The organism is Pseudohaliea sp. (assembly GCF_054552115.1).
The window spans coordinates 1-21,321 of record NZ_JBTOLW010000016.1 but is presented as its reverse complement, the minus strand read 5'-3'; the positions used below and the strand labels follow the sequence as shown (position 1 = coordinate 21,321).

The 21,321-nt window shown below is 69.3% G+C and carries 20 protein-coding genes, 1 pseudogene and 1 riboswitch; of the genes and pseudogenes, 20 read left to right on the top strand and 1 reads right to left on the bottom strand.

Annotation, left to right across the window (positions count from 1 at the left end):
• Positions 1–36: 36 nt before the first annotated feature.
• Positions 37–137, bottom strand: a riboswitch (TPP riboswitch).
• 89 nt (positions 138–226) lie between these two features.
• From ACX93N_RS09385 to ACX93N_RS09295, 19 genes and pseudogenes are all read left to right on the top strand, one after another.
• Positions 227–403 (top strand): hypothetical protein, encoded by a 177-nt coding sequence (locus tag ACX93N_RS09385; protein ID WP_459428154.1) that lies wholly within the window; start codon positions 227–229, stop codon positions 401–403.
• A 58-nt stretch (positions 404–461) separates the two neighbouring features.
• Positions 462–1,082, top strand: coding sequence for an adenylyl-sulfate kinase (gene cysC, locus ACX93N_RS09380; RefSeq protein WP_459428153.1), 621 nt, complete (start codon positions 462–464; stop codon positions 1,080–1,082).
• 60 nt (positions 1,083–1,142) lie between these two features.
• Entirely contained in the window at positions 1,143–2,330 is a 1,188-nt protein-coding gene (gene sat, locus ACX93N_RS09375) for a sulfate adenylyltransferase (protein ID WP_459428152.1), read from the top strand.
• 171 nt (positions 2,331–2,501) lie between these two features.
• Positions 2,502–3,572 (top strand): type II secretion system protein GspC, encoded by a 1,071-nt coding sequence (gspC, locus tag ACX93N_RS09370; protein ID WP_459428151.1) that lies wholly within the window; start codon positions 2,502–2,504, stop codon positions 3,570–3,572.
• Positions 3,572–5,599 carry a type II secretion system secretin GspD gene (gene gspD / locus ACX93N_RS09365; protein WP_459428150.1) on the top strand — a complete coding sequence of 676 codons (2,028 nt, stop codon included), beginning with the start codon at positions 3,572–3,574 and terminating at the stop codon, positions 5,597–5,599. The genes gspC and gspD overlap by 1 nt, the downstream gene beginning before the upstream one ends.
• Positions 5,586–7,127 (top strand): type II secretion system ATPase GspE, encoded by a 1,542-nt coding sequence (gene gspE / locus ACX93N_RS09360; RefSeq protein WP_459428149.1) that lies wholly within the window; start codon positions 5,586–5,588, stop codon positions 7,125–7,127. The genes gspD and gspE overlap by 14 nt, the downstream gene beginning before the upstream one ends.
• Before the next feature lie 7 nt (positions 7,128–7,134).
• Complete coding sequence (gene gspF / locus ACX93N_RS09355; protein WP_459428148.1) at positions 7,135–8,367, top strand: type II secretion system inner membrane protein GspF; 1,233 nt, start codon at positions 7,135–7,137, stop codon at positions 8,365–8,367.
• 16 nt (positions 8,368–8,383) lie between these two features.
• Entirely contained in the window at positions 8,384–8,830 is a 447-nt protein-coding gene (gene gspG / locus ACX93N_RS09350; RefSeq protein WP_459428147.1) for a type II secretion system major pseudopilin GspG, read from the top strand.
• A gap of 4 nt (positions 8,831–8,834) precedes the next feature.
• Entirely contained in the window at positions 8,835–9,488 is a 654-nt protein-coding gene (locus tag ACX93N_RS09345) for a prepilin-type N-terminal cleavage/methylation domain-containing protein (protein WP_459428146.1), read from the top strand.
• Positions 9,481–9,888 (top strand): type II secretion system minor pseudopilin GspI, encoded by a 408-nt coding sequence (gene gspI / locus ACX93N_RS09340; RefSeq protein ID WP_459428145.1) that lies wholly within the window; start codon positions 9,481–9,483, stop codon positions 9,886–9,888. The genes ACX93N_RS09345 and gspI overlap by 8 nt, the downstream gene beginning before the upstream one ends.
• Positions 9,872–10,561, top strand: coding sequence for a type II secretion system minor pseudopilin GspJ (gene gspJ / locus ACX93N_RS09335; protein WP_459428144.1), 690 nt, complete (start codon positions 9,872–9,874; stop codon positions 10,559–10,561). Before gspI ends, gspJ begins: the two co-directional genes overlap by 17 nt.
• Positions 10,542–11,585 (top strand): type II secretion system minor pseudopilin GspK, encoded by a 1,044-nt coding sequence (gspK, locus tag ACX93N_RS09330; RefSeq protein WP_459428143.1) that lies wholly within the window; start codon positions 10,542–10,544, stop codon positions 11,583–11,585. Before gspJ ends, gspK begins: the two co-directional genes overlap by 20 nt.
• Before the next feature lie 32 nt (positions 11,586–11,617).
• Positions 11,618–12,823 (top strand): type II secretion system protein GspL, encoded by a 1,206-nt coding sequence (gene gspL / locus ACX93N_RS09325; RefSeq protein WP_459428142.1) that lies wholly within the window; start codon positions 11,618–11,620, stop codon positions 12,821–12,823.
• A complete protein-coding gene (gene gspM, locus ACX93N_RS09320) occupies positions 12,823–13,293 on the top strand; it encodes a type II secretion system protein GspM (RefSeq protein ID WP_459428141.1) in 471 nt (156 codons plus the stop codon). The genes gspL and gspM overlap by 1 nt, the downstream gene beginning before the upstream one ends.
• A gap of 6 nt (positions 13,294–13,299) precedes the next feature.
• Complete coding sequence (gene gspN / locus ACX93N_RS09315; RefSeq protein WP_459428140.1) at positions 13,300–14,058, top strand: type II secretion system protein N; 759 nt, start codon at positions 13,300–13,302, stop codon at positions 14,056–14,058.
• Positions 14,059–14,098: 40 nt separating this feature from the next.
• Positions 14,099–14,269, top strand: a pseudogene (locus tag ACX93N_RS09310) (rubredoxin); the annotation flags it as partial.
• Positions 14,270–14,308: 39 nt separating this feature from the next.
• A complete protein-coding gene (locus tag ACX93N_RS09305; protein ID WP_459428139.1) occupies positions 14,309–16,087 on the top strand; it encodes an aminopeptidase P family protein in 1,779 nt (592 codons plus the stop codon).
• Between the two features lie 93 nt (positions 16,088–16,180).
• Positions 16,181–17,536, top strand: a complete 1,356-nt coding sequence (locus ACX93N_RS09300) for a sodium-dependent transporter (protein ID WP_459428138.1) — start codon at positions 16,181–16,183, stop codon at positions 17,534–17,536.
• A gap of 2 nt (positions 17,537–17,538) precedes the next feature.
• Positions 17,539–18,936: an alanine/glycine:cation symporter family protein gene (locus ACX93N_RS09295; RefSeq protein ID WP_459428137.1), complete on the top strand. Its 1,398-nt coding sequence runs from the start codon at positions 17,539–17,541 to the stop codon at positions 18,934–18,936.
• A gap of 9 nt (positions 18,937–18,945) precedes the next feature.
• On the opposite strand, the gene cls is transcribed toward ACX93N_RS09295, so the two are convergent.
• A complete protein-coding gene (cls, locus tag ACX93N_RS09290) occupies positions 18,946–20,382 on the bottom strand; it encodes a cardiolipin synthase (protein ID WP_459428136.1) in 1,437 nt (478 codons plus the stop codon).
• Between the two features lie 187 nt (positions 20,383–20,569).
• On the opposite strand from cls, the gene ACX93N_RS09285 reads away from it, so the two are divergent.
• The gene (locus tag ACX93N_RS09285) at positions 20,570–21,010 is read left to right on the top strand and encodes a hypothetical protein (RefSeq protein ID WP_459428135.1); all 441 of its coding nucleotides are present in this window, start codon (positions 20,570–20,572) and stop codon (positions 21,008–21,010) included.
• Positions 21,011–21,321 lie beyond the last annotated feature (311 nt).

Genomic DNA, 21,321 nt, shown 5'->3' with positions numbered 1-21,321 from the left:
GTCTCCTCCCTCGGGCGGCGGGGGAGGGCGGCCACGGCGGGCCATCGACACCATCCCTACGCCGGTATTGTCCGGTTCAGGTTCGAAGGGTTCGCTCGCGGGAGCGTCTCAGGCCGGGGCCACCCCTTGGCAAGCGGCGAGTATAGGGTTCTGCGAAGGGCGCTGCAAACTCCCGGCCGTGCTATCATCGCGACCGCGATCACCGGCCGCGGAGGGACCCCGAGCCGTGCAACTGCTGTTCGTGTTGCTGCTGCTGTTTGCGGCCCTCGGCCTGCTGGTAATGCTGGGTGAGCGTTATGCGCGCCCGCCGAGCCCGGGCCAGCTGGCCCGGCTGCGGCGCTGGCTCCTGCCGCTGGTGGGCGCCATGCTGGTGTTGTCGCTCGTTGACTACTACTGGGCCTGAGGGCCCGCGCGACGCCGGCTCCGCTGCCCGGAGCCGGCCCGGACAAGGACCTGCGAACATGACGGAACAGAAAGCCACCAACGTGCACTGGCACGAGGGCGATATCGGCCGTGCCGAGCGCGGCAAGCTGCTGGGTCACGGGGGCGCCACGATCTGGTTCACCGGCCTGTCCGGCAGTGGCAAGAGCACGGTGGCAGTCGCCCTCGAGGGCGTGCTCCACGACCTGGGGGTGCTCGCCTACCGCCTGGACGGCGACAACGTGCGCCTCGGTATCAATCGCAACCTGGGCTTCAGCGCCGAGGACCGGGCAGAGAACATCCGGCGCGTGGGCGAGGTCGCCAAGCTGTTCGTGGACTGCGGCGCCGTCGCGCTGAGTTCCTTCATCAGCCCTTACGCCGCCGACCGGGACAAGGTCCGCGCCCTGCACGAGGAGGCGGGCCTGCCGTTCATCGAGGTCTTCGTCGACTGTTCCCTCGAGGCCGCCGAGGCCCGGGATCCGAAAGGCCTTTACAAGAAGGCCCGGGCCGGCGAGATCAAGAACTTCACCGGCATCGACGACCCCTACGAGGCGCCGGCAGACCCGGAGCTCCACCTCCGCTCGGACCAGCAGACGCTGGAGGAAGAGGTGGAAGCCATCCTGGCGCTGCTGCGCGAGCGCGGCATCATTCCCGCCGCCTGACCTTCAGGCTGTCCGTCAACCGGCCCGTTACCGGGTCTGCACTCGGCAAGGAGACCGACCATGATCAAGCCCCATGGCTCCCAGGAACTGAACCCGCTCTATGTCGCCGACCCGGCGGCGCGCGCCGCCCTCGCCGAGGAGGCGGAGGGTCTGCCGAGCCTCCTGCTCAACTCCGCCGCGGCGGCTAACGCGGTGATGCTCGGCGCCGGCTACTTCAACCCGCTGCCGGGCTACATGAATCTCGCGGACGCCCTGTCGGTGGCCGAGTCCCTGCGTACGCGCGACGGCCTGTTCTGGCCCGTGCCCATCGTCAACTTCACCGATGACGAGAGCGTCGAGGCGGGCACCCGCATCGCCCTGCGTGACCCCAACGTCGAGGGCAACCCGGTGCTCGCGGTGATGGACGTGACCGCGGTGGAGCCGGTGACGGACACGCAGGTAGACGCCATGGCGGCGAAGATTTTCCGCACCCTGGATCCGGAGCACCCGGGCGTGGCGACCTTCACGTCGCTCGGCCGTCGGCTGCTGTCCGGTCCGATCCAGGTGCTCAACTTCTCCTACTTCGAGACCGATTTCCCCGAGACCTTCCGCACGGCGGTGCAGATCCGCGACGAGATCGCCGCGCGCGGCTGGGAGAAGGTCGTCGCCTTCCAGACCCGCAACCCCATGCACCGGGCCCACGAGGAACTCTGCCGCATGGCCATGCAGGACCTCGGCGCGGACGGCATCCTCGTGCACATGCTGCTCGGCAAGCTGAAGCCGGGGGATATCCCCGCGGATGTGCGCGATGCGGCGATCCGCAAGATGGTCGACGTGTACTTCCCGGAAAACACGGTGATGATCACCGGTTACGGCTTCGACATGCTCTACGCGGGTCCCCGGGAGGCCGTGCTGCACGCGGTTTTCCGCCAGAACTGCGGCTGCACGCACCTCATCGTCGGCCGCGACCATGCCGGCGTCGGCGATTACTACGGCGGTTTCGACGCGCAGGAGATCTTCGACGACCAGGTGCCCGCCGGCGCCCTTGAGCTGGAAATCTACCGGGCCGACCACACGGCCTACAGCAAGAAGCTGGACCGGGTGGTGATGATGCGCGATGCGCCGGACCACTCGAAGGAGGACTTCGTGCTGCTCTCCGGCACGGCCGTGCGCGACATGTTGAGCCGCGGTGTGGCGCCGCCGCCGGAATTCTCCCGGCCGGAAGTGGCGCAGATCCTCATGGACTACTATCGCTCCACGGTGTCCTGAGCCGGGCGCCCTGCGTACTTCAGGCGGGGCAGGGACTTGGCATAGTTGCCGCGCTTTTCACAATAGTGTCACAATTTTGCCATTCAATGGGCACCCCCGCGGGTGCTTCCTGCGGAGGGCCCCGCCGTGCTCGCGGCGGAGGTGACGCAGGTGAAGGTCCGGAGGACATGCGTGCCGCAAGCGTGGCAGGAAAGCCTGGCGGCCGGCCTGGCCGGTGCCGGTCAGCGGGGCCGGCGTCTCGTGCTGTTCTGGTCCCGGCCGGAGCGGCTGCGGCGCCTGCAGCAGGCGCTCCTCGTCCTCCTCGCCGCCTGGGCCTGCGTCTCGGTTGCCCGCCTGGGCTGGTCTTTCCTGCCGGCCGCTGACACCCCCATTCCCCCGGCGAAGGCGCTGGTCAATCCGGCCAGCCGCGCCGCTGCCCCGGAGGCTCGTACCGCGGTCGACATCGACGCCGCCATCGGCTGGCATCTCTTCGGCGAGGCCGGCGCCCTGAGCGAAGCGGCCCTCGCCGAGCTCGCCCTGCAGCAGGCGAGCGCGAAACCGAAAGCCGGTATCGAGGACGGCGCCCGGGAGACGCGCCTGGCCCTGACGCTCACCGGCATCGTCGCGACGGACGAGGACGGCCTCGGTTTCGCCATGATCGAGCACCGTGGCTCTGAGGCCGTCTACGCCGTCGGTGACGAACTGCCGGTCGCCCGGCGCGTGATCCTGGCCAAGGTACTGCCGCGACAGGTCGTGCTCGACAATGGCGGAACCTACGAGCTCCTGACGCTGTTCGAGGACAGCGAGCTGGACAGCCAGCTGGCGGGCACCGGCCCGCCGCTCGACGCCCGCAGCGTGCCGGCGGAGCGCGAGGCAGCGGGCGGGGCGGCCGAGGCGCCGGCCCCCGAGGCGGTCAGCGCCGGCCCCGGGGCGACGGATCTCGCCGCACAGTACCGCGAGCGCCTGTACAATGACCCGCAATCCCTGGCCGATGTGGTGCGCATCACCGCGGTGCGCCGGGGCGACGAGCTCGTCGGTTACCGGGTGAGCCCCGGCCGCGCCGGCAAGGACTTCGCCGCCCTCGGCTTCGAACCCGGGGATATCGTCACGGGCGTGAACGGACTCTCGCTCACGGACCCGGCGAACACGGTCCGCCTCTACCAGGCCATGCGCGAGGCCCGGGAGGCGGTATTCGACCTGACGCGCGACGGCGAAGCGCTGTCGCTCAGTGTGCGGCTCGCCGCCGCCGGAGACACCGATTGATGCGACCCCTGCCCCGCCTGCTGGTTCTGCTCCTCGCCGTCAGCCTGAACTGCGCCCGCGTCCCGGATGCCGCTGCGCAGGACTTCACGGTCAACCTCAAGGAGACGGACATCCAGGAGCTGATCAAGTTCGTGTCGGAGGTCACCGGCACCACGATCGTCGTGGACCCGGCGGTGAAGGGCAAGGTCAAGGTCGTGTCCTCGCGCCCGGTGAGCCGCGCCGAACTCTACGATCTGTTCCTGTCGATCCTCGACGTGCACGGCTACACGGCCGTGCGTTCCGGCGAGGTGGTCCGCGTGATCCAGTCCAAGGATGCGCGCTCCGCCTCGCTGCCCGTGGAGGACGAGAGCGGGCGCGTGTCCGACGAGTACGTGACCCAGGTCATCCGCCTCGACAATATCTCCGCCGCGAAGCTGATTCCCGTGCTCCGGCCCTTGGTGCCGCAGCAGGCGCACATGGCCGCCTACGCCCCGAGCAACGCCATCATCATCTCGGACACGGCGGCCAACATCCGCCGCATGGTCGACATCATCGAGCGCATGGACCGCTCGGCGACGGCGGAAACGGAAGTCATCGCCCTCAAGTATGCCGTTGCCAGTGACGTGGTGAGCATGCTGCAGAAGCTCGACGACCCGTCGCAGAAGCAGGCCGGCGATGCGGAGCCGGAAGTGCTCCTCGTGCCCGATCAGCGCACCAACAGCGTGCTGGTCAACGGCGACGAGATCCAGCGCGCCCGCATTCGCCGCCTTATCGGCTACCTGGACACGCCCCTCGAGCAGACCGGCAACGTCAAGGTCGTCTATCTCGAGTACGCCCAGGCCACGGAGATCGCCGAGGTCCTGACCCGCGTCATGCAGAACATCAGCCGCCTCGACAGCGCCGACGGAAAAGGGGGCGGCCGGGCGAGCGAGGCCACCATCGAGGCCGACGAGGGCACCAACAGCCTGATCATTACCGCGGACCCGAACCAGATGGCGGCGCTGGAGTCGGTGATCCACCGCCTCGATATCCGCCGCGCCCAGGTGCTGGTGGAGGCGATCATCGTGGAGATGGAGATCACCGATGGCGCCGACCTCGGCCTGCAGTGGCTCTTCGCCAACGAGGACGGCGCTTTCGGCAGCAATGTCAACACCGACGATGCCCGGGCGCGGAACATCGCCAGCGCCATTCTCAACCCGGACAACGCGGAAGCGGAGCCCCTTGCCACCACCGGTGACTTCGATGTCGGCGCCCTCGCCGGGGCCCTGGCACAGTCCCCGGGCATGACCCTGGGCTGGGGCGTCGTCGACGACGACCTCAGCATGACGGTGATCCTCAACGCACTGCGTGAGCGCACCAACGCCAACATCCTGTCCACCCCGTCGCTGCTGACCCTCGACAACCAGGAGGCCTACATCACGGTCGGCCAGAACGTGCCCTTCGTGACCGGGTCGTTCACCAACACCGGCACGGCGAACGGCGCGCAGAACCCCTTCCAGACCATCGAGCGCGAGAACGTGGGCATCACCCTGTCGGTGAAGCCGCACATCAACGAGGGGGATGCCGTGGTGCTCGACATCGAGCAGGAGGTCTCCAGCCTCACCGGGCTCACGGGGGCGCAGGCGATGGCGTCGGACCTGATTACCAACGAGCGCAAGGTGCAGACGAAGGTGCTGGCCGAGGACCAGCGCATCGTTGTCCTCGGCGGCCTGATCAAGGACGACGTGCAGGATGCCCAGCAGAAGGTGCCTCTGCTCGGCGACATCCCGCTGCTCGGCCGCCTGTTCCGCAACGATTCTGTCAACGTGACCAAGACCAACCTGCTGATCTTCATCCGGCCGACGATCATCCGCGACGGCGCGGCCCTGGAGGGCGCCACGGCCCTCAAGTACCGGCAGATCCGCGAGCGGCAGCTGGAGCGGCGGGAGCGGGGGCTCATGTTCCTCGACGACGGTGACTTCCCGGTGCTGCCGGAGTGGGAGGCGCAGCTCCGGCAGCTCGACCAGCTTCGTGAGGACCAGGGCGGTGAGAGCGATGGACGGCGCTGAGACCGGTCTCGCAACGGCCGCGGCAGCCGCCGCGCCGGAAGCCGCTGCGGGGCCGGCCGAGGGGGCACCCCGGCGCCTGCCCTTCGCCTTTGCCCAGCACCACGGGGTGCTCCTCGCGGACGGTGACGAACCGGTGGTCTACCACCTGGGCACGCCGCCCTACGATGTGCTGGTGGAGCTGCGCCGGGTTATCGGCGGGCCCTTCCGGCTGCAGCCGCTGGAGGAGGCTGCCTTCCAGCAGCGCCTGAGCCAGGCCTACCAGCGTGGCAACAGCGAGGCCGTGCAGATGGCCGAGGACATCAGCGCCGACGTCGATCTCGGCCGGCTCGCCGAGGAGATCCCCGACGCCGGCGACCTCATGGAGGCGGAGGACGATGCGCCGATCATCCGCCTGATCAACGCGATCCTGTCGCAGGCGGTGCGCGAGCAGGCGTCCGATATCCACATCGAGACCTTCGAGCACCGCCTCTCGGTGCGCTTCCGTATCGACGGTGTTCTCAGCGAGGTGCTCACGCCGAAGCGCATGCTCGGGCCGCTGCTCGTGTCAAGGCTGAAGGTCATGGCGCGCCTCGACATCGCCGAAAAGCGCGTGCCCCAGGACGGGCGTATCTCCATCCGCATCGCCGGCCATGCCGTGGACATCCGCATGTCGACCATTCCCTCGGCCTACGGCGAGCGCGTGGTCCTGCGTCTCCTTGACAAGCAGGCCGGGCAGCTGGAGCTCGCGCAGCTCGGCATGCCCGAGGCCGTTTACAACGGTTTCCGTCGGGCGCTGCACAGCCCCCACGGCATCATCCTGGTCACGGGCCCCACGGGTTCAGGCAAGACGACGACGCTCTACGCCGGCCTCGCTGCCATCAACGGGACCGAGCGCAACATCCTCACCATCGAGGACCCGATCGAGTACATGCTCCCGGGGGTGGGCCAGACCCAGGTGAACCCGAAGGTCGACATGACCTTTGCCCGGGGCCTCAGGGCGATCCTGCGCCAGGACCCGGACGTGGTCATGGTGGGCGAGATCCGTGACCTGGAGACAGCTGAGATCGCCGTACAGGCCTCGCTCACCGGGCACCTGGTGCTGTCGACGCTGCACACGAACACCGCCATCGGCGCCGTGACCCGGCTCCAGGACATGGGCATCGAGCCCTTTCTCCTGTCGTCGAGTCTCCTCGGGGTCATGGCGCAGCGCCTGGTGCGCGTGCTTTGCCCGGAATGCAAGGCGCCGCATGTGCTCAGCGACAGCGAGGCGGCGCTCCTCGGCGGCGAGGACTGCCGCGGCCGCAGCGTGTTCCGCCCTTTGGGCTGCGACCACTGCAACCACAGCGGCTACCGCGGGCGCATGGGTATCTACGAGCTGATCGAGGTCCGCGATCAGCTGCGGGCCATGATCCACGAGGGGGCCAGTGAGCAGGACATGCTGCGCGAGGCGCGGCGCCAGTATCCCAGCATCGAGGACGACGGACGCCGGCGGGTGCTCTCGGGGCAGACCAGCCTCGAGGAAGTCATGCGCGTGACCGCGCTGGCCTGAGGCGCCCGTGCCCGCCTTCCGCTATCGCGCTCTCAACCCTGGAGGCAAGCTCGTGCGCGGCGTGCTCGAGGGCGACTCGGAGCGCGCCGTTCGCCAGCAGTTGCGCGCGCAGAGCCTGCGCCCGGTAGAGGTCAGCGCCGCGAACCGGGGGCCGTCCCGGAACCGGGGGGGGCGCCTGCGCACGGGTCTGGGCCTCGGCGGGCCCCGGGTCAGTCCGGCGGACCTGTCGCTGCTGACGCGCCAGCTCGCCACCCTGGTACTGTCCAACCTGCCGCTCGCCGAGTGCCTGCAGGCGGCGGCGGAGCAGAGCCGCAAGGCGGGCACCAAGGCCCTGCTCCTGCAGGTGCGCTCGCGCGTGGCCGAAGGGCACACGCTCGCCTATGCGCTCGGCGAGTTTCCGCAGGTGTTCAGCGAGATGTACCGGGCCATGGTCAACGCCGGGGAGCACGCCGGCTTTCTCGGCCCGGTGCTGGCGCAGCTCGCGGACTACGCCGAGCAGCGCCAGTACACGGCACAGAAACTGAAGATGGCGATGATCTACCCGGTGATCCTCCTCGCCGTCGCCGTTGCGGTGGTGACGGCGCTGCTCGTCTTCGTGGTCCCCGAGCTGATCGGCATCTTTGCCCACAGCAACCGGGAGCTGCCGCTCCTCACGCGCGGCCTCATCGCCACCAGTGATTTCCTGGAGGCCTGGGGCCTGTGGCTGTTCCTGGCCCTCGCGGCCCTCGCAATCGGCCTGCGCCGCTTCCTGCGCGCGCCGGCGCGGCGCCGCGCCTGGCACCGCTGGCTGCTGCGGGTCCCCGGGCTCTCGCGGCTGCTGGTCGCCGTGGATACGGCGCGTTTCGCCTCGACCCTGAGTATCCTCATGGCGAGCGGCGTGCCGCTGCTGGAAGCGCTGCGCATAGCGGGCCAGGTGCTGTCCAATCTCGTGCTGCGCGAGGAGAGCCTGCGCGTGGCCGAGCGGGTGCAGGAGGGCGCGAGCCTGAGCAAGGCCCTCGGCCGCAGCGAGCTGTTTCCGCCGATGATGGTGCACATGGTCGCCAGCGGCGAGGTCAGCGGTGAACTCGAGACCATGCTCGAGCGCAGCGCCGCCAACCAGGAGCGGGAACTGGAGATGACCCTGGGTACGGCCATGGGCCTGTTCGAGCCGCTGATGGTGGTGGTCATGGGCGGCCTGGTACTGGTGATCGTGCTGGCGATCCTGCTGCCGATCTTCGATCTCAACACGATGGTAAGGTAAGGACGAAGGTAACGATATGAAGCGACAGACGACACGGTCGCGCAGCGCGGGTTTCTCCCTGGTGGAGATCCTCGTGGTGCTGGTGATCATGGGCCTGCTCATCAGCGTGGTGGCACCGACAGTGCTCAACCGCGCGGACGAGGCCCGGGTACAGAAGGTGCAGGCCGACTTCAAGGCCATCGAGACGGCGCTGAAGATCTACCGCCTCGACAACTACGTCTACCCGACCACGGAGCAGGGGCTGGAGGCACTGGTGGAGCCCAGCACCCTCGATCCGGAACCGCGCAACTTCAAGGAGGGCGGCTACCTCGCCGAGGTGCCCATGGATCCCTGGGGCCGTCCCTACCTCTACCTGAGCCCCGGCGAGCGTGGTGAGGTGGACATCTATTCCCTGGGCGCCGACGGTCTCTCCGGGGGCGAGGGCCAGAACGCGGACATCGGTAACTGGCGCGACGGGGAGTAGCCCCATGCGTCGCCAGCGCGGCTTCAGCCTGCTGGAAATGCTCGTGGTGCTGCTGGTCGTGATCGTCATCGTGTCGCTGGCCAGCCTGAACACGGGCAGTGGCGCCGAGGAGCGTCGCCTCGCCGAGGACGTGCGCTTCCTCGCCGATGTTGCGGCCTACGCCCGGGACGAGGCGGCTTTCAGCGGCCGTGACCACGGTGTGCTCGTTGCCCGGGAACTGCGCGACGGTGAGCGGGTGACGGTGCTGCGTTTCCGCGAGCGCCGGCTTCCCGGGGAACGCGGCGCCGTGCTGAGCCGCGCCGGAAGCGGCGAGCAAAGCCGCGTGCAGGAGAGCGCCACTGCGGCAGCGAGACCGGGTGAGAGCGATTCCTGGGAGAGGCCGCTGAGTGGGGGCGAGTTGTTCGAGCCGCTGGTTTTTCCCGAGACCCTGGCCGTCGAGCTGTCCCTTGAGGGCGTGCCGGTGGTACTCGACCGGGGCCGGGCGGACGCGGCGCCGGACGGCGTGCCCCAGTTGATCTTCTACGCCAGCGGTGAGGCCACGCCGGGCAGCCTTTCCTTCCGCCGTGCGGCGACCGGCGAGTTTCTCTGGCAGCTGCGCTGGGATCTCCTCGGCCGTATCGAGGTCATCGATGACCCGCTGGAGGCCGGCGATGGCTGAGCACCGGGTCCGCGGCTTCACGCTCGTGGAGGTGCTGGTGGCCCTCGCCATCGTGGCGCTGGCGGTGCCGGCGCTGCTCTTCGCCCTGGACCAGCAGGTGGACGGCACCGCCTACCTGCGCGACAAGTCCCTGGCCCGGCTCGTGGCGGGCAACAAGCTCACGGAGGTGCGCCTCCTCGCCGACGCCCGCGGGCAGCTGCTGCGCGGCAGCGAGAGCGGCGAGGAGCGCCTCGCCGGCCGCGACTGGTACTGGTGGCTCGACAGCCAGGCCACGGAGGTGCCCGGTTTCAACCGCATCTCCGTGCGCGTCGGCCTTGCGCCCGGTGAGGGCGACGACAGCCTGGTCACGCTGGTCGGCTATCTCGAGGACCCCGGGGGCGCCGATGCGCCGGCGCCGTAGCCTCGGGCCCGGCTCCCGCAGCGGAGCGCGTCGCAACCGCCGGGGCTTCACGCTGGTGGAGGTGCTGATCGCTCTCGCGGTCACCGCCTTCGTGGCGGCGGCGGCCTACGCCGGCCTCTCGGCGGTGATCGACGGCGTCGACGCGACCCGCGCCGTGGCGCGGCGCACGGAGGAGCTGAACCGGGCCCTGATGATCCTTTCCCGCGACCTGCGGCAGTTCGCAGCGCGCCCGGTGCGCGATGAGTTCGGCGATGTCGAGCCTGCGCTCTCCGGCGGCCCGCTCGCGCCTTTTCTACTGACGCTCACGCGCACCGGCTGGCACCCGAGCGCCGGGCAGCCGCGCAGCCATCTCGAGCGGGTGAGCTATTACCTGGAGGACGATGCGCTCTGGCGCCTGTCCTGGCCCGTACTGGACCGGGCGAGCTCCGTGGAACCGCGGCGTGTCCGCCTGCTCGACGGGGTCGAGCGCCTGGAGCTGCGCTTTCTCCCCCGGCTCGATGCGCTCATTGCCGGCCGCGGCAGCGCCATAGACAGCCGCGACTGGGAGCGCAGCTGGATCCGCGACGTGGGCGTCGATACCCCGCTGCCGCCCCCCCCGGTAGCCCTTGAACTGCGGATCGACATTGCCTCCCTTGGCGAAATCAGGAGGCTCTATGCGCTGCCGCGGCCCTAGCGCGAGGGGGCGGAAGTGTCCCGGCAAGAGCCAGGACGGTGTCGCCCTGGTGGTGGCGCTGCTGGTCTTCGCCCTCGCTGCGGTGCTCCTGGTAGCGCTGCAGCGGGAGTTCAGCCTGTTCTACCGCCGGACCGGCAACCAGCTGCTCGCCGAGCAGTCCTGGGCCTACCTGCGGGGCGCCGAGGCGCTGGCCGCGCTCGCCCTTGCACGCGACTACGAGCTGGACCAGCAGCGCGATGCGCCGCGGGATGACCTCACGGAGCTCTGGGCGCAGGAGAGTGCCCCCTATGCGCTCGACGAGGGCGGCTGGCTCACGGGCAACCTGCAGGATCTGCAGGGCCGCTTCAACCTCAACCTGCTCGCGGCGCAGAGCGAGGCGGAGGAAGCCGGCGGGCTGCCGTCCTGGACGCCGGCGCAGGCGTTCTTCATCCGCCTGCTCCTGAGCTTCGAGGAGCTGGCCATGGACCAGGCCACGGCCATCGCCGTCACCGAAGCTATCGGCGACTGGCTGGATGCAGACCGGGTGCCGCGGCCGAATGGCGCCGAGGACGACAGTTATGTCGTGCGCACGCCGGCCTACCGGGCGGCCAACCGGCCGATGGCGAGCGTCAGCGAGCTGCGCGCCGTCGCGGGCGTTACTCCGGCGCTCTATGCCCGCCTGGAGCCGCTGGTGACCGTGTGGCCGGAGAACCCCGCCGGGCTCAACATCCATACCATGCCCCCGGCGCTGCTGCGCGCGGTGAACCGCGACGGCAGCCTTGAACCGCTGCCCGCGGGCGACGTGGAGGCACTGGTGGAGCAGCGGCGGCGTGTCGGTTTCGCCGACAGGCGCGCCTTCCTCGAGGACCCGGTGTTCGGCGGTGCCCCCCTGGAGGCGGTGGCGACGCTCCTCGGCGAGTCCTCGAGCTGGTTCCTGCTTGCCGCCCGCGTCGAGATTGCCGACCGGGAGCAGCGCTTGTACAGTGTGCTGCACCGTGAATTCCGCGATGTGCGCAGCGTGCTGCGTGCCAGCGGTAGCCTGTGACCTGCCATGGCCCAACCCTTCAAGAGACGTCCGTGAGCGAGAACCTCAACGTGCTCCGCCTCGCCGGCGGTGAACTGTGCTGGTACAGCGCCGGCAGCAGCGACGGACCGGTGCCCGTGAGCGAGGCCGGCGTCGCCGAGCGGCTCTCGGGGCTGCTGGCGGAGCGGCGGGAGGCGGTGGTCTTTGCCGCGCCCGGCGAGGACGTGCGCCTCGTCGAGCTCACGGTCACGCCGGAAGAAAAGAAACACCTGCACGCCTCACTGCCTTTCATGCTGGAGGAGGCCGTCGCCGAGGAGATCGAGGCCCTGCACGTCGCTTCGCACCATCGCGGTGGCCTCGACTACACGGCCATGCTCTGCCGGCACGAGCGCATGGCTGCCTGGGCCGAGGCCCTTGCCGCGCTGCCCGCCGTCACCTGCTGGACGCCGGAGCCACTGCTCCTGCCCTGGCGGGAAGGCGAGTGGTGCCTGCTCCTGGAGGGCGACCGCGCGCTCCTGCGCCACGGTGCGGGCGCCGGTACGGCGGTGGAGCGGGAGTTGCTGCCGCCGCTGCTCGCCGCGCTCCTCGACGGCAACGAAGCGCCCGGGGCAGTGGTGATCTACGGCGAGGACCAGGTCGCCGACACGGCCCTGCTTCCGGAGGCGCTTCTCGGCTGCTGTCAGTGGCGGCGCGGCGGGTTCGCCCAGGCGCTCTGGCTCGAGGCGGGCGCCGGTGACCGGCCGAACCTCCGCCAGGGCGCTTACGCGCCGCGGCTGCCGCTGCGGCGCTGGTGGTCCCGGTGGCAGCGGGTGGCGGTGGTGCTCGGCGTGGCTTTCGCGCTGCAGCTCGCTGCCACCGCGGCCGAGTACCGGCAGCTGCGTGCCGTCAATCTCTCCCTGCGCGAGGCGATCCAGGAGCGCTACCGGGAGGCCTACCCGCGCGGTGCGGTAGTCGATGCGGAAACACAGCTGCGCCGCCAGCTGGCGTCGCTCAAGGGATCGGGCCAGGGCAGCGGTTTTACCAGCCTGCTCGGGCGCGTGGGCGCGGTGATGGAGGCGCAGGGGGGCACCGCAATCGAGAGCCTGAACTACAGCGAGCGCGGCAGCGAGATGCGTCTGAACATCCGCGCGCCCGACTTCGGCGCGGTCGAGCGGATCCGCGCCGGCCTCGCCGGCGCCGGGGTCGAGGCGGTGATGGAAAGCAGCACCAACGACGGTGACGGCGTGCGCGCAAGGCTGCGCGTCGGGGGACGCAGCTGATGCGCTGGCTGGAACGGTTTACCCCGCGCGAGCAGCTGAGCCTGCTGCTCATGGGCCTCGCGGTCATCGCCTGGACGGGCTGGATGCTGCTGTGGACGCCGCTGCGCGATGCGCGCAACGAGATGGCCCAGCGCAACGACGCCACCGCTGTCGTGCTGCAGCGGGTCGATGCCATGGTCTCCGAGATTCTCGCGTTGCGTGCCGGCGGCAGCGGTGCCGGGCAGCGCGGCAACCTGGTGGCGCTGATCAACCGCAGCACCAGTGGGGCGGGCCTCGCCGTCAGCCGCTTGCAGCCGAACAGCCGCGGCGAGGTGCAGGTGCGCTTCGAGGCTGCGGTCTTCGATGACCTGCTCGCCTGGCTCCACCGCCTCGAGAACGAGGAGGGGGTCATCGTGGGCGAGGTCGCCATCAGCCGGGCCGGCACGCCGGGCCGCGTCAACGCCACCGTGCGTCTCGGCCTGGGCGCCTGACGCCGCGTGCGCAGGGTCCTCGTTCTCTCCCTGCTGGCCGCCGGCGTCCTGCTGGCGGTGGTGGCGCTGCTGCCGGCGAGGCTGGCGGGCTGGGTACTGCCCCCGGCGTCGATCGCCGCCGACGGCTACGCCGGCACGCTCTGGCGGGGCCGGGCGGCGCGGGCACTGGTCGCGACGCCGGGCGGCTGGTTTCACCTCGGCGGCCTGCGCTGGCAGCTCTCGCCCCTGTCCCTGGTTCTTGCGCGCCCGACGGCCACGGTCGAAGCCGCCTGGGGAGATCAGCGTCTCGCCGGCACCGTGAGCTGGCGCGGTGGTGATGAGCTGCGGGTGAGCGACGCGCGCTTTGCCGTCGACGCCGCCCTGCTCAAGGAAGTCGCCCCGGTCGCGCTCAGCGGCCGCCTGGCCGGTGACCTGGCGCACCTGGCCATCGCCGACGGGCTGGTGCAGACCCTCGAGGGACGCATGACCTGGGAGCGGGCGGCCTGGGATGCCCCCGGCAGCCGTTTTGCCCTCGGCAGCTACGCGGTAGACTTCGTCCCCGCCACCGGCGGGGACGGCGGTGGTGTGCAGGGTGAGGTACTGACCCTGGCGGGCCCCCTGGAGGCCGTTGGCACCCTGGGCCTGGCGGAGCGCGGCTACCGTATCGATCTCACCCTGACCAGCGAACGATCCCTGCCCCGGCCCCTCGCAGAGGCCCTGTCGCTGCTCGCGACGCCGACGGACCGGGGTTTCCGGCTGGTGCTCGACGGCGAGCTTCAACGCTGACATCAACGTCCATTTCAACGCTAGAACCCGGGAGGACACCATGGCAGACGCCTATCACAAGTACGAGTGCATTGTCTGTGGCTTCATTTACGACGAGGCCGAGGGCCTGCCGGACGAGGGCATTCCCCCGGGCACCCGCTGGGAAGACCTGCCCGAGGATTGGCTCTGCCCGGACTGCGGCGTCGGCAAGGAAGACTTCGACCGCCTCGACTGAGGCCTATCCCCCTACCCGGAGACTGCTGGAGATTCCATGACCGATGCCCTGCATGCCCTGCGCCCGCTGCTTGCGGAGCGCGGCTACGATGCGCTGGTCGTTCCGCGCGCCGACGAGCACCTTGGCGAATACCTGCCGGCGCACAACGAGCGCCTGCGCTGGCTCACCGGCTTCACCGGTTCGGCGGGGGTCGCCCTGGTCCTGGCGGATCGCGCGGCGGTTTTCGTCGATGGCCGCTACACGGTTCAGGTCCGCCGGCAGGTCGACAGCTCGGCCTTCTCGATCCACCACCTCCTCGAGGAGCCGCCCGTCGCCTGGCTGGCGCAGCAGCTGCCCGGGGGCGCCCGCGTGGCCTGTGATCCCCGGCTGCACAGCCTGGCCTGGTTCGAGGCCACGGAACGACAGCTCGGCGATGCCGGTATCACCCTCGTCGCCGACCCCGACAACCCTATCGACGCCGCCTGGGCCGATCGTCCCGCGCCTGCGGTCGAGCCGGCCCTGCTTCTCGATACCCGCTATACCGGCGAGAGCAGCCGCGAGCGCCGCCGGCGCATCGGCGCCACCCTCGAGGAGGCCGGGGCGGACTCGGCGCTGGTGTTCGCGCCCGACTCGGTGAGCTGGCTCCTCAACGTGCGTGGCGAGGACGTGCCGCGCACGCCGGTCCTGCAGGCCTGGGGCATCCTCCACCGCTCCGGCGAGCTCGACCTCGTCTGCCACCCGGGCCGGTTGCCGCAGGGTTTTCACGACCACGTGGGCCAGGGCGTTGCCGTCTATGCCGAGGCCGATGCGGTGCAGGTGCTGGGCGCCTGCGCCGGCAGAACCGTGCTGGCGGACCCGGTGACGGCCAACGCCTGGACCCAGCGTGCGCTGCGCGAGGCGGGGGCGACGCTGAAGGCGGGCGCCGACCCGGTGCTCCTGCCCAAGGCCTGCAAGAACGACACGGAAATCGCCGGCGCGCGCGAGGCGCACCGCCGCGACGGCCTCGCTGTCGTGCGTTTCCTCGCCTGGCTCGACGGCGAGGTGGCGGCCGGGCGCCTGCACGACGAGGCGCAGCTCGCGGAGCAGCTGCTCGCGTTCCGCCGGGAGCAGCCACTGTTCCGCCAACCGTCCTTCGACACGATCTCCGCCGCCGGTGCCAATGCGGCCATGTGCCACTACAACCACCGCGACAACACGCCGGCGCTCCTCGAGACAGACAGCGTCTACCTCGTCGACAGCGGCGGCCAGTACCTCGACGGTACCACCGATATCACCCGCACCGTCGCCATCGGCGACCCGGGCGACGCCGTGCGCCGGTTGTTCACCCGGGTGCTCAAGGGACATATCGCTCTCGACACCGCGGTGTTCCCGCCAGGCACCACGGGCACGCACCTGGACGCCCTGGCCCGGCGGTTCCTCTGGCAGGCGGGCTGCGACTACGACCACGGCACGGGGCACGGTGTCGGGGCGTTTCTCAGCGTGCACGAGGGCCCGCAGCGCATCGCCAAGGCCTGGAACGATACCGCCCTGGCGCCCGGGATGATCGTGAGCAATGAGCCCGGCTACTACCGCGACGAGGCCTTTGGCATGCGCTGCGAGAACCTCGTCGCCGTGCAGGCCATCGACAACCCGGCCTTCGAGAAACCCATGCTCGGCTTCGAGGCGCTCACGCTCGCGCCCTTCGACCTGCGCCTGGTCGTCCCCGAGCTGCTCTCCGCCGATGAGCGGGCCTGGCTGGACGGCTACCACGCACGGGTGCGTGAGACGCTGTCGCCGGACCTGGACGCCGCCACCGCCGCCTGGCTCGCGGAGGCCACGCGGCCGCTCGGAAGCTGACGCGCCACCGGCGGGGCTGCGCGCGCGAGCGCTGCACCGCCGGGACCTTTTGTGTAGACTCGCGCGATAGCAGAATAATCCTGGAGTTCCCCGATGGCAGCAGCTGGCGGTGCCCACGCGCACTGGTCGTCCCGGTTCGGTTTTCTCATGGCGTCGGTGGGCTTCGCCGTCGGGCTCGGCAATATCTGGCGCTTCCCCTATGTCGCCGGCGAGAACGGCGGTTCCGCCTTCGTCATCATCTACCTGGTCTGCGTTTTCATTATCGGCGTCCCCGTGCTCATGGCGGAACTCCTCATCGGCCGCCGCGGTGACGCCGCGCCGCCCATCGCCATGGCGCGGGTGGCCGCGCGCAGCGGCCGCTCCCGCTCCTGGGGGCTCGTCGGCGGCATGGGGCTGCTCGCCGCCTTCAGCATCGAGGTCGTGTACTCGGTGGTGGCGGGCTGGGTGCTCTGGTACCTGTTCAAGGCGATTACGACGGGCTTCGCCGGCATCGACACGACCAACGCCGAAGCACAGTTCAGTGCCGTGCTCGCGAGCAACGACGGCATGCTGTTCTGGACCCTGGCGGGGCTCGCCATTACCGGGCTGATCATCTACGCCGGGGTGAAGGACGGCATCGAGCGCGCCGTCACCATCATGATGCCACTGATGTTCGCGCTGCTGGTCTTCCTGGCCATTTTCAACGCCTTCTCGGACGGCTTCACCGACGCGCTGGCCTGGCTGTTCACGCCGGACTGGAGCAAGGTCGGTTTCGGCACGCTGCTTGCCGCCATCGGCCAGGCGTTCTTCTCCATCGGCGTCGCCATGGGCGGCATGATGACTTACGGCTCCTACCTGCCGCGCAGCATCAGCATCACCAACTCGGTGTTTATCGTGGTTATCGCCGACACTATGGTCGCGCTCCTCGCCGGTCTCGTGATCTTCCCCGCGGTGTTCCGCTTCGGACTCGACCCGGGCGCCGGCGCGGGCCTTATCTTCCAGACGCTCCCCGTGGCCTTCGCGCAGATGCCCGGTGGCTACCTGTTCAGCGTGCTCTTCTTCCTGATGCTCTCGGTGGCGGCGATCACCTCCATGGTGGGCCTCATCGAATCGGTGAACGCATGGATCGAGGAACAGTACGGCATCGCCCGGCACAAGAGCGCGGTGGTGGTGGTTGGCAGCGTCGCCGTGCTCAGCATCCTGAGCATCCTCTCCTACAACGTGCTCGGTGAACTGCGTATCGGCGGCCGCAACTTCAACGACACCATGGACTTCTTCTCGAACCAGATCCTGCTGCCCCTGGGCGGGCTGTTCATCGCTCTGTTCGCGGGCTGGTTCATGCTGAAGGACGAGAGCCGTGACGAGCTCACGACCCTGTCGCCCACCGGTCACCGGTTGTGGTACCTCGCGGTGCGCTACGTGGTGCCGCCGGCGCTGGCGGTGATCTTCATCATGGGCGTGACGGAGTAGCCGTGCCCCCCGTTCTGCTCGCGGCGAACGACTTTCTCTGGGGCCAGCTCCTGCTGGTGGTCCTGGTGGGCGTTGGCCTGCTGTTCACCGTCGCCTCGCGTGGCGTGCAGTTCCGCTATTTCCGGCGCATGTGGCGCGTGCTGGCCGGCGCCCTGCATCACGAGGCCGGCCACGTCAGCTCCTTCCAGGCCCTGGTGGTGAGCGTGGCCGGCCGCGTCGGCGGGGGCAACATCGCGGGTGTCGCGGTCGCGATCACCCTGGGCGGCCCGGGCGCCGTGTTCTGGATGTGGCTCATCGGCCTCATGGGCATGGCCACCAGCTTCTTCGAATGCTCCCTTGCGCAGCTGTTCAAGCGCCACGAGCCCGGTGGTACCTACCGCGGCGGGCCCGCCTACTACCTCGTACACGGTGTCGGCCAGCGCGGCCTCGCCGTGGTCTACTCGGTGCTGCTGCTCATCACCTTCGGCCTCGGCTTCAACGCGGTGCAATCCTACGTCGTGGCGACCTCCCTGGAAGCCTCTTTCGGCGTGCCGCCCTGGGCATCCGGCGGCGCCCTCGTACTCATTCTCGGCATCACCATCTTCGGCGGTATCAAGCGTATCGCCCGCGTGGCGGAGGTGGTCGTGCCGGTGATGGCGGTGAGCTACCTGCTCTCTGCGCTGGTGGTCATCGGTCTGCACATCGGCGAGGTCCCCGCCGTTTTCGCCCTCATCTTCAAGAGCGCCTTCGGCCTCGAGCCCGCCGTCGGCGGCGGCCTCGGCGTCGCCGTGATGCAGGGTGTGAAGCGGGGCCTGTTCAGCAACGAGGCCGGCCTCGGCAGCGCGCCGAATGTCGCCGCCGTGGCCCACGTACCGCACCCGGCGAACCAGGGAGTGGTGCAGGCACTCAGCGTGTTCATCGACACCCTCATCATGTGCAGCTGCACGGCGCTGATCATCCTGCTCTCGGACCTGTACGTGCCCGGTGACGTGGGCGTCGAGGGCGTGGCGCTCACCCAGGGCGCGCTGGCCAGCCACGTCGGCCCCTGGGGCGCACAGTTCCTGTCCGTGTGCCTGGTGCTCTTCGCCTTCAGCTCGATCATGTACAACTACTACCTCGGGGAGAACAGCCTGAATTTCTTCCGCGAGGAGGACCAGCGCCTGTTCACCGTCTTCCGCGTGGCGGTGCTCGGCCTGGTCTTCTGGGGTGCCGCCCAGGATCTGGGCACGGTGTTCGGCTTCGCCGATCTCACCATGGGCCTGCTCGGCCTGGTGAATCTCATCGGGCTCCTGTGGATGTACCCGCTGGCGATGCGGCTCCTGCGTGACTACGATGCGCAGCTGGCGGCGGGCGGGGAACCGCGCCTCGACCCCGCGGCCTGGCGTGATGTCGACATCGACCCGACCGCCTGGCGCGACTGAGCCGTCCGGCTAGAGTACGGGGGCCAGCAGCCGCGCCGCGCCCATCGCGAAGGGAAACCAGAACGGTTTCCCGGCAAGCTCCGCTTCCTCTACCAGCCGCGAGTCGGCGAAGTCGCTCACCAGCATGGCTTCCACCTCGGCGCAGAAGCCCGGATCATGGACCAGCGCGGTGATCTCGAAGTTCAGGCGGAAGCTGCGGTTGTCGAAGTTGGCGGTACCGACCCCGGCGAGCCGGTCGTCCATGAGAAAGACCTTCTGGTGCAGGAAGCCGTCACGGTAGCGGTAGATGCGGATGCCCGCCGGCAGCAGTTCCCTCGTGAAAGCCCAGTTCGCCATGCCCACCACCACCTTGTCCGGCCGGTCCGGGATCAGCACGCGCACATCCACGCCGCGCAGCGCCGCCAGCTGCAGCGCCGAGATGATGCTGCGGTCGGGTACGAAATAGGGGCTGGCGATCCAGATGCGGTGGCGGGCGGAGGCGATGACCTCGTGGTACATGAGGCCCGCCTCCTCGAAGTCGCTCGCCGGGTCGGAGGGGAAGATGAGCACGGCGCTGTTGCCCGGCACGTCGCCCCGGTAGCGCCATTCGAGGTCGATGCCGCGCTGCGTCGCCCAGCGCCAGTCCGTGGCGAAGGCAAGCTCCGCGCCCATCACGCCGGGCCCTTCCAGGCGCAGGTGCGTGTCCCGCCAGGGGCCGCGCCGGCCGAGGCCGAGGTACTCGTCGCCGACGTTGTGCCCGCCGATCCAGGCGCAGGCACCGTCGACGACGACGATCTTGCGATGGTTGCGGAAGTTCAGCTGGAAGCGGTTGCGCCGACCCTGGGTGGTGTTGAAGGCGGCCAGGCGCACCCCCGCCCGCTGCAGGCGCCGGAAGAGTGGTGTGCGGTTGAAGCGAGGGGAGCCGATCTCGTCGTAGAGCAGGTACACGCGGACGCCGGCGGTGGCCTTGCGCGCCAGGATGTCACCGATACGCGCGCCCAGGCTGTCGTCGCGGATGATATAGAACTGGAACAGGATGTAGCGCTCCGCGCTCTCCATGCCGGCCATGATGCTGCGGAAGGTCGCGTGGCCGTCGATGAGCAGTTCGACCCGGTTGCCACCGGTCGCCGGCAGCCGGGCCAGCCGGCGCAGGCTGTTGTAGAGCGGCAGATCGGCGCTTGCCGGCAGGATGTGCTGGCGCACGGCGGCGAGGGTGTCTTCCGAGAGGGCCTCGGTCTGCGCCTCGATTTCCGCCCGCTGCTCGAAGTAGCCGTTGAAGCGGTTGCGCCCGAAGACCAGGTAGAGCGGCACGGACAGGTAGGGCAGGGTCAGCAGCGAGATCACCCAGGCAATGGCGCCCTGGGCAGTGCGCACGGTCATCACCGCCTCGATCGCCGAGCCGATGGCCAGCAGGTAGAAGAGCACGACGGCGACGGCGATGAGCTCACTGTAGGGCAGGGCGGACATGGCCGGGCTAGTGTACACCGCGGTCGTGACGGCCGCCCGCTGCGCCTCAACGATCGAAAGGCCTTGCGCTATCCGGCCCGTGAACTAGCTTGAAAGGGTGCGCGGTTGCCACCTGAAGGCACTGACACCGGCGCCAGCGGTTGCTGCGGACGCTCACCACTTCAGCATAAAAACCAAGGAGAACAACATGTTGAGACTATTCATGGCCGCGGTCCTGGCGCTGACGCTGCCCCTCGCTGCCACGGCGCAGGACAATTTCAAGGGCGGCAGTTTCTGGGCCATATCGAGCATCGATACCAAGCCCACGCGTTTCGATGACTACGTCGGTGATATCTCCGGGCTCTGGCGCTCGCAGATGGAGGCCCTCAAGAAGGATGGCAAGGTGCTCAGCTACATGATGCTGAGCAATGTCCACCCCCGGGATGGCGAGCCGGACCTCTGGCTCATGGTGGAGTGGGCGTCAGCTGCCGCCATGCTCGATACGCCCTGGGAGTACTACGACGACCTCATGGACGAGATGGGCGAAGACGATGACGAGGTCGAGGAAGCCGCCCGGGATCGCGAGGAACTGCGCACGCTCATGAGCAGCGTGCTCGCCCGTGAGATCATGTTCAAGGACGACGACTGACCAGTCCTTCCTCTGCTGCCCGCCGGATCCCGGCGGGCCGTTTTCTACTTTTCCGGCTTTCGTACAGGTTGCACAGTTCGCACAGTTCGCCGGGGAGAGCACGGGATACTTCTCTCAGTCGCTCCCCGATACACGCTTTGTGAGAGAAGTATCCCGTGCTCTCCCCTGTGCCTTGCCGTGCTGCCAGCTTGTTCGATTTTCCAGAGCGTCAGGGGCGGCTGCGGGGGGGGGCCCCCCCCAAACAGGTACCGGGGGGAGAACGGGGGGGCCCCCCCAACAACACAACCGAAAAACGAGAGGAAGCTTTTTTT